The 7,660-nt window shown below is 70.2% G+C and carries 6 protein-coding genes and 1 pseudogene; 1 reads left to right on the top strand and 6 read right to left on the bottom strand.

All coding sequences use genetic code 11. The annotated features are described in order from the left end of the window. The coding region (locus AOK24_RS13680; RefSeq protein ID WP_055720336.1) for a DinB family protein at positions 1–560 on the top strand (560 nt) is incomplete at its 5' end. A 27-nt stretch (positions 561–587) separates the two neighbouring features. Here the strand turns inward: AOK24_RS13680 and AOK24_RS13675 are convergent. The 6 genes and pseudogenes from AOK24_RS13675 to AOK24_RS50615 all read right to left on the bottom strand — a co-directional run. Continuing rightward, positions 588–2,363 (bottom strand): RICIN domain-containing protein, encoded by a 1,776-nt coding sequence (locus AOK24_RS13675; protein ID WP_055720335.1) that lies wholly within the window; start codon positions 2,361–2,363, stop codon positions 588–590. Beyond that, positions 2,357–4,522, bottom strand: a complete 2,166-nt coding sequence (locus tag AOK24_RS13670) for a beta-galactosidase (RefSeq protein ID WP_055720334.1) — start codon at positions 4,520–4,522, stop codon at positions 2,357–2,359. Before AOK24_RS13670 ends, AOK24_RS13675 begins: the two co-directional genes overlap by 7 nt. 44 nt (positions 4,523–4,566) lie before the next feature. Then, positions 4,567–5,478: a carbohydrate ABC transporter permease gene (locus tag AOK24_RS13665; protein WP_055720333.1), complete on the bottom strand. Its 912-nt coding sequence runs from the start codon at positions 5,476–5,478 to the stop codon at positions 4,567–4,569. Beyond that, the gene (locus AOK24_RS13660) at positions 5,475–6,350 is read right to left on the bottom strand and encodes a carbohydrate ABC transporter permease (protein WP_055720332.1); all 876 of its coding nucleotides are present in this window, start codon (positions 6,348–6,350) and stop codon (positions 5,475–5,477) included. Before AOK24_RS13660 ends, AOK24_RS13665 begins: the two co-directional genes overlap by 4 nt. Before the next feature lies 1 nt (position 6,351). Next, a pseudogene (locus AOK24_RS13655) lies at positions 6,352–7,212 on the bottom strand (ABC transporter substrate-binding protein); the annotation flags it as partial. A 2-nt stretch (positions 7,213–7,214) separates the two neighbouring features. Further along, a partial coding sequence (locus AOK24_RS50615) for an extracellular solute-binding protein (RefSeq protein WP_240553886.1) occupies positions 7,215–7,660 on the bottom strand: 446 nt, incomplete at both ends.

Genomic DNA, 7,660 nt, shown 5'->3' with positions numbered 1-7,660 from the left:
GGTACCTCAAGGCGGCCCGCGAGGCGATGGTGTGGAAGCTCGACGGGCTGTCCGAGTACGACGTCCGCAGGCCCCTGACGCCGACCGGCACCAACCTGCTCGGCCTGGTGAAGCACCTCGCCTGCGTCGAGTTCGGGTACTTCGGCCCGACGTTCGGCCGGCCGCACGGCGAGTCCCTCCCCTGGGACGAGGAGGGTGCCGAGGCCAATGCGGACATGTGGGCGCGGGACGACGAGTCGCGCGAGGACATCCTCGGCCTCTACCACCGCGCGTGGGCGCACACCGACGCCACCGTCGAGGCGCTGCCGCTCGACGCGGAAGGCCACGTCGAGTGGTGGGGCGACAAGGGCGACGTGACACTCCAGCTGATCATGCTGCACGTCACGGCCGAGACGCACCGTCACGCCGGCCACGCCGACATCGTCCGCGAACTGATCGACGGCAAGGTCGGCATGCGGGAGGCCAACACCAACATGGACGGCGGCGACACGGCCTGGTACGAGGAGTACTGGCAGAAGCTGGAGGCATCGGCCAAGAAGGCCCAGGCCGACGCGGGCTGACCGGAGTCCGCCCGGGCCGGCGCCCGCTCAGCTTCTGCGGCCTGTGAGCCTCCACTCCTGGGAACCGTCGGCAACCGTTCTCTGCAACGTCAGCGGTGCTCCCGCGCTCGCGCCCGTCAGGTACAGCTCGGGGTTCTTGGCCGACTGCAAGCGGTAGTAGCCATTCGTGGTGGCGATCAGGTTCCAGCTGCCCTTCGGGCTGTCGTCGACCCACTGGCCGATCCGCTGGCCCTCGGTCGCGTTGCCGGTCCAGATCGCGGCGGCCCGGCCGCCGGACCGGTTCAGGAGGGTCGTCCCGCCCTGCGGCTCGGTCACGACGTGCCAGTACTGGGTGTCCGGGTTGCTCGCCGAGCCCGCGGCTTCGAGGCGTACGTCGGGGACGTCGCCGTTGCCGAGGTTCGCGTCGTTGGTCTTCCCGCCCGTGCCGATGACCTGGCCTGTCGCGCGGTTCTGCAACCGGTGGTAAGGGCCTGCCGACCGCCCCAGGTCGACCTCCGCGTACGCGAGCGTCGACGTCCCCTGGTTGCGCAGGATCACGACCCGCCCGGTGTCCGCGTCGTACTGGAGGTTACGGCTGTACCCGGCGCCCAGCGTCGTCTGGTACTCCTTCCACACCCCGTCGCTGCGCCCGCTCTCGTTGACCCACACGTCCCCGCTCCCGGCCGCGTTGTACACGAGCCGCCCATCGGGCAGGCGGATCAGCACGGGGCTCCCGCCCATCGCAAGCGGATGCGAACCGGCGTCCACAGGCAGGGAGTTGACGCCCTCACCGAGCGGCGAGCCCTTGAAGAACTCCAGCGGGCTGTTCGCGACGCGGTAGCGCGTGTTGGCGCCGCCGCCCCAGTACTCGTACGTCAGCAGCCACTTGCCGTCGGTCGTGGGGACGACGTTCGTCATGCCGGGGCGCCCGCCGCCGATGCCCTGCGCCGAGGCGAGCCCGGCGATGTCGACGACCGGCTTCTGCCACGCCGCCGAACGCCCGTCCCACGTACGGTGGACGAGGATCTGGCCGTGCGAGTCCGCCGCCGTGTCGTTGGCGGGGTCGAGGGCGGGTACGCCGGTCGCCGGGTCGAAGCCGGTGTAGTCGTTCTCGTCGGAGTAGAAGCACACCAGCTTGCCCTGATACACCATCAGGTACGGCTCCCAGAGCGGGTCCACCTGGCGGCGCGTGTTCGCGGCGGCGATGTTCTGGCCGACGGCTCCCGCGCTGCCTCCCTGCCAGCCGCCGGTGGCGATGATGTTGACGACCCGCCAGGTCACGCCGCCGTCGTCGCTGGCGTAGAGGGCGATCGCCAGGTCGCTGCGGTCGCCGTCGTTGGAGGGCGTCCAGGTGGGGTCGGCGGCCTTGTGCTCCTTGTAGTAGGCGTCGTCACCGGAGACGACGGTCGCCATGAGGAGGGTGCCGCGCTTGAGGGCGCCGACGTTCTGCGGGAGGACGTAGAGGTAGGGGTTGGTCCAATTGCTGGTGTACTTCGGGTAGTTGCCGAGGTACGCCGGGGCCTTCACCTCGGACAGGGGCTGCCAGGTCGTGCCGTGGTCGTCGCTCTTGTAGACGGGGATGGTCTGGCCGTCCGCGCTGCCGGACGACGGGACGACGGTCGACTTCTCGAAGGCCGCGACCAGTCTGCCGCCGGGGAGCTGGGCCGACTTGGGGTAGATGGCGCAGTTGCCCCGGCCCTTGAGGCAGGGCTCCGAGCCGAGTTGGTACAGGATGCCGCCGGTCGGGTTGTAGGCGTGGGCGGTGGCGGCCGGGACGGCGAGGAGGGCGGTGGCCGCCCCCAGGGCGCCGAGTCTCTTCAGCATGGCTTCTCCTCTGCGAACACGCGGACGTCCCAGGCGCCGAGTTCGACGGTGTCGTGCGCTGCTTCTCGGGTGAGTACGTCGGTCAGTCCGGCCGGTGCCGGCAGACTCGCCCGCTCCCAGGACCAGTTGTGGACGACGTACACGCGGCGGCCGTCCGCCGAGGTGCCGCTCGTCACCGTCACCGACTCGGGCAACTCGCCCCAGCCGTGCCGGGGTTCGGGGGCGAGCCACTCGGCGAGGGCGCGGGCCAGCTCCTTGCCGGGGACGGTGCCGACACAGGTGATCCGGCCTGCGCCGTGGCGCCGGGTGGTGATGGCGGGCCAGCGGCCGAAGTGAGGGTGGTCGTAGCCGGCGAGGACCTCCGCGCCGCCCGCTCCTTCAACGCCCTGCGCCTCAGGGCCTGTTGCCGGGCCGTCGAGGGTCAGCCCGTCCGCCCACCGCGTGGCCGTCGCCCCCTCCGGGATGCCCAGCCGCCCCCCGGCCGTGACCGGCACCTCCGCGACGAGGTTGCTGAACTCGTCGTACGACACCCCCGCCGCCCGCGCCAGCCGGGCGGGCGCGCGGTCGGTGCGGGCGCGGGCCTCCTGGTCGGCGTACCCGGTGCGGGGGCCGAGGACGAGGTGGCCGCCCGCCTCGGCGTACGCGGCGAGCCACTCCAGGGTGGAGTCGGCGGCGAGGTAGAGCGCGGGGACGACCAGGACCGGGTGTTCCTGGGCGGCGAACTCCGGGTGGAGGCCGGGGCGTTCGCCGGCCGGGTCGTGCAACTGGCGTGCGTGGACGACGCGTACCTGGCGGCGGGCCTCGAACGCGCCCCGGTAGAAGGGGTCGAGGATGCCGTGGTAGGCGGCCGGGTCGGGTTCGCCGTCCGGGGTGGCGAGGGGCGGGTACTTCTGCATGAGCCACTTGCTGGGCGTCGAGTAGACGATCGTGACGTCCGCGTCGGGTTCGAGGCCGGCGACGAGTTCCCCGGCCGTGTCGAACTCGGCGCCGAGGCGGGCGAGTTCGGCGTAGGTACGGCCCGGCCTGCCGGTGTGCGGGAGGACGCCGCCCCAGTAGGTCTCGGCGCCGAAGTGCAGGGTGTGCCAGTGCCAGTACTCGATCATGCGGGCGCCCCGGGACACCAGCGCCCAGGCGGCCTGGCGCCATTGGCCGTCGTAGGCGGGGCGGTTGTCCCAGGGGAAGCCGATCGAGGAGGCGTTGGTCTCGGTGACGAGGAACGGGGACTGGCGGGAGGAGAACATCCAGTCGGCGGTCTGGTAGAGGGACCAGACGCCGGTGGTCTGCCACTTCTGGGCGTGGTCGGCGGGGTCCGGGAGGAGCAGGCCGTCCTGCATCGCGTAGTACGGGTTGCCGGAGGCGATGTCGAGGCGGTCGGTCAGCTCGTCGTCCTCGACGGCCGGGCGGGTGTAGGAGATGCAGGTGGTGACGAACTGGTCGTCGCGTGCGTACTCGCGGACGATGTCGGCCTGCCAGCCGATGAACTCGGTGACCTGCCGGGCCTGGAACTCCCGCCAGGCGACGTCGTATTGGGGCTGGACGTTGCCGTCGGGGGTCCACAGGTCGGCCCACGTGGAGAGGCGATGCGACCAGTAGACGAGGCCCCACTCGCGGTTGAGGGTCTCGACGTCGCCGTACTTCTGCCTCAGGTGGTCGGTGAACCGCTCGAACACGCCCCGGTTGTGCAGGAGTTCGTTGCCGGGTTCGTTGTCGACCTGGAAGCCGATGACGGCCGGGTGGTCCGCGTAGCGCGCGGTGATCCGGCGGATGACGCGCTCGGCGTGGAAGCGGAACGCCGGGTGGGTGAAGTCGACTTCCTGCCGGGCGCCCCAGCCGATGCGCTCGCCGGTCCTGCGTTCGCCGGTGATCTCCGGGTACTGGCGGGCCAGCCACGGCGGGACGGCGTAGGTGGGGGTGCCCAGGACGACGGAGATGCCGCGTTCGTGGGCGCCGTCCAGGACCGGCTGGAGCCAGTCGAGGTCGAAGACGTCGTTCTCCGGCTCCCACGTCGACCAGACGGACTCGCCGACGCGGATGACCGTGAAGTGGGCCTCGGCCATGAGGTCGAGGTCGGTCTTGAGGCGGTTCTCGGAGCGGGGGTAGGGCTGGTACTCGTGGTAGTAGGCGGCGCCGAACAGGACGCGGGCGGGGAGTTCCGCCATGAACTGGCCTCCAGAGAAGGGGAGTTGCCGAAAGGACGTGGGGGTTACTGCTTGACGCCGCCCGCCGCGAGACCGCTCTGCCAGTACCGCTGGAGCATGAGGAAGGCCACGACGAGGGGGAGGATGGAGAGCAGGGAGCCGGTCACGACGAGCGCGAGCATGTCGCTGCTCGCGCCCGCGCCGCCGTTCTGCGCCTGCGCGGCCCAGGACGAGAGGCCGACGGTGACCGGGTACAGCTCGGGGTCGTTCAGCATGATCAGCGGCAGGAAGTAGTTGTTCCAGGTCGCGACGAGCGTGAACAGCAGGACGGTGACGAGGCCGGGGCCGAGCAGTCTGAGCGCGATGCGGAAGAAGATCCGCACCTCGCCGGCGCCGTCGATGCGGGCTGCCTCCAGGAGGCTGTCGGGGATCGCGTCGGCGGCGTAGATCCGCATCAGGTACAGGCCGAACGGGTTGACCAGCGAGGGCAGGATGATCGCCCACGGCGTGTTCACCAGGCCCGCCTCGGCGAACAGCAGGTAGGTCGGGATCGCGAGCGCCGTCGTCGGGACCATCACCGCGCCGAGCACCAGGTTGAAGGCGGCCCGGTCGCCCCGGAAGCGGAACTTCGCGAACCCGTACCCTCCGGCGGCGGCGAGGACGGCGGCACCGACGGCGCTGACACCCGCGTACAGCACGGTGTTGAGGAGCCAGGTGACGAAGACGCCGTCGTCCTGCGTGAAGGTGTCCCTGACGTTCGTCCACAGTTGCGGCGCGTCGGAGAACCACAGCCCGAAGCTGTCGATCAGGTCGTGCGCGGACTTGGTGGAGGCGATGAGCAGCCACAGCAGCGGCAGCAGGAAGTAGGCGAGGGCCGCGAGCATGGCGATGGTGAGCGGAGTGCTGCGGCGGGGGCGCTTGGCTTTGCTCACAGGCGTCTTCTGTACGGTCGTCGGCCGGTCGAGGGTGGTCGTCACGGGGTCCTCCTGCGGTTCGCGGTCAGCAGGACGGCGTAGGAGGCGATGACGATCACGAGGCCGAGGAGGAACGACACCGTCGCCGCGTAGTTGACCTGCTGGCCGGTGAACGCGAGGGAGTAGGCGTAGAGGTTGGCGGTGTAGTCGCTGGTGATGACATCGGGGGCGATCTTCATCAGCAGGTTGGGTTCGTTGAAGAGCTGGAAGCTGCCGATCACCGAGAAGAGCAGGCAGAGCAGCAACGCGGGCCGCAGCGCGGGGAGTTTGACCGACCAGGCGATCCGCCAGGCGCCCGCGCCGTCCATCGCGGCGGCCTCGTACAGCTCGGTGGGGACGGTGCGCAGCGCGGCGTACAGGATGATCATGTTGTAGCCGGTGAACTCCCACGTGACGATGTTCGCGAGGCTGCCCAGCATCCAGGTTCCGCTGAGGAAGTCCGGTACGGGCAGGCTGAGTTCCCGCGCGAACTGGGCGAACGGTCCGAAGTCCGGCCCGTACAGGTACCCCCACATCAGGGCGGCGACGACACTCGGGACGGCGTACGGCACGAAGACGCCGAGCCGGATGATCCGGGCGAGCCGCAGGAGGCCGCTGTCCAGGGCGAGGGCGAAGAGGAGCGCCAGGGCCAGCATGACCGGCACCTGGATGACGAAGAAGAGCGCCACCCGCCCTACGCCGTGCAGGAGTTGGGAGTCGCCGAGGGCCTGTACGTAGTTGTCGAGGCCGACGAAGGCGGTGCCGCCGATCAGGCGTTCCTGGAAGAGGCTCAGGTAGGCGGCGTAGCCGAGGGGGGTGAGGAAGAGGAGGAGGAACAGGATCATGAAGGGGGCGACGAAGAGGGGTCCCGCCGACCTCCGGCGCGGTGCGGCCATCTCAGCTCCCCTTGACGGTGAAGCCCTGACCCTTGGCGTACGACGTGAGCCGTGACTGCCAACTCCCCAGCGCGGACACGGTGTCGGCGTGGTCGGCGAGGGACTTGCCGACGGTCTCGGTCCAGTCGGTGGCGGCCTGGTCGAGGAAGGGCGGCCACTGGAAGTCGGCGTCGACGGTCGAACTGATGCCCGCGAACACCTCGTTGACCTTCTGGCCGCCGTAGAAGGCGGGCGCGTCGCCGGTGAACGACGGGTCGGCGAGGAGGGCCTTGGTCGCCGGGAAGAAGAACTGTTCGGTGGCGAACATCTTCGCGCTGGCCGGGTCGCTGTTGAGGAACTGCGCGAACACGGCGGCCTGTACGGCGTTCTTGGTGCCCCGGATGACGGCGGTGGTGGAGCCGCCCCAGTTCCCGGAGGACGGCTTCGCGGCGTCCCACTGCGGGAGCGGGGCCGCGCGCCAGTTCCCGGCGGTGTCCTTCGCTGAGCCGGAGAGGAAGGCGGGTGCCCAGGCGGCGGTGAGCCAGGTCGCGTACTTGCCCTTGTTGAGGGCCGCGTACCAGCCGTCGGTGAAGTCGGGTTCGACGCCGATGACGCCCTCCTTCGCGAGGCCGCCCCAGTAGGCGCCGAGCTTCTTCGACACGGCGTCGTCGACGCCGATCGCGATCTCGCCCTTGCTCCGGCTGACGTACGGCTTGCCGCCCGCCTGCCACAACAGGCCGTGCCAGGCGGCGGGTTGGTTCGCGGCGAGGTTGGTGAGGTAGACGTCCGGGTCGGCCTGGTGGAGCTTGCGGGCGGCTGCGGCGAACTCGTCCCAGGTCCCCGGGACTTGGATGCCGTGCTTGTCGAAGATGTCCTTGCGGTANNGACCTGGCCCCAGGTCCAGTCGACGAACGTGGACTTGAGGGCTTCGGCGCCGTACGGCCGTAGGTCCAGCAGGTTGTTGGTGATGGTGAAGGTGGGGATCGCCTGGTACTCCATCTGCACCAGGTCGGGGGCGCCGCTGCCGGCCTTCAACGCCGTGCGCAGCTTGGTGTATTGAGGGGTGCCCTGGCCGGCGTTGACGATCTTCACCTTGACCGCCGGGTACTTCTGCTCGAAGAGGGCGATCTCCTTGGCGATGTTCGGGACCCAGGTCCAGAAGGTGAGTTCGGTCGGCGTCTTCATCGCCTTGTCGATGTCGGCCTGGCTGACCGGCTGGGTCGCGGACTGCGACTTCCCCGAGTCACCGCCGCCGCAGGCGGTCAGGGCGGCGCCGAGGGAGAGGGCGCCGGTCGTCGTGAGGAAGAGGCGGCGGCTCATGGACGCGGACG

Source organism: Streptomyces niveiscabiei (assembly GCF_001419795.1).
Taxonomy (GTDB): Bacteria; Actinomycetota; Actinomycetes; order Streptomycetales; family Streptomycetaceae; genus Streptomyces; species Streptomyces niveiscabiei.
The sequence above is the reverse complement of the archived record's forward strand: the minus strand, read 5'-3'. Positions and strand labels throughout refer to the sequence as shown.

Excerpts from the sequence above, each read along its gene's own strand:
- AOK24_RS13675 (WP_055720335.1), bottom strand. The coding sequence starts at position 2,363 with ATGCTGAAGAGACTCGGCGCCCTGGGGGCGGCCACCGCCCTCCTCGCC.
- AOK24_RS13670 (WP_055720334.1), bottom strand. The coding sequence starts at position 4,522 with ATGGCGGAACTCCCCGCCCGCGTCCTGTTCGGCGCCGCCTACTACCAC.
- AOK24_RS13660 (WP_055720332.1), bottom strand. The coding sequence starts at position 6,350 with ATGGCCGCACCGCGCCGGAGGTCGGCGGGACCCCTCTTCGTCGCCCCC.